Source organism: Shewanella sp. SM21 (assembly GCF_025654335.1).
Lineage (GTDB): Bacteria > Pseudomonadota > Gammaproteobacteria > Enterobacterales > Shewanellaceae > Shewanella > Shewanella oncorhynchi.
Window position 1 is genome coordinate 1 of sequence record NZ_JAKKRL010000043.1, and the last position, 503, is coordinate 503.

The following is a 503-nucleotide window of genomic DNA, read 5'->3' on the forward strand; positions in this document are numbered from 1 at the left end:
TATATGGACACCTCGAATAGATCAACCACTTTTTGAGTAACAGAAAGTAATACTGCGTACGTATATCCGACCTGTTTGTGAGAATCTTTGTTCTCTGGCCTTAATGAGAACCGCGCCTTTGCTGCTTATCGTCCTTTCGGAGTCATATGCTCCTTGTACTCTCTCAGCATCTGCAAAGGCCGGTATTACCTGTTACTTCATTATCTGTAGTCGTGTTTTTGGGGTGAGTTTAATACTCGATTTTTACATATTARCAAGGCCGATATTCGCTGCGATGAAACAGCATAGCCCAGATGATCCGYGCCAATTTGTTTGCAATTGCTACTGCCGCTTTCTGTTTACCTCGCCGCTCAATCACCTTTAAGGCCCATACGGAGATCCTGTCATTACTCTTACTTGCATAGCGAATAATCGACCAAGCTCCCTGGATCAGTTGCCGCCGCAGATAGCTGTTACCTCGTTTGGTTATGCCGCCCAATTTCTGTTTCCCCCCACTGGAAAAC

General features: G+C 45.3%; 1 protein-coding gene. It reads right to left on the minus strand.

Translation table 11 applies throughout. The features are described 5' to 3' along the window. Positions 1–250 precede the first annotated feature (250 nt). Positions 251–503 (minus strand): transposase (locus tag L5L94_RS21815; protein ID WP_263161948.1); only part of this gene is annotated, 253 nt, incomplete at its 5' end.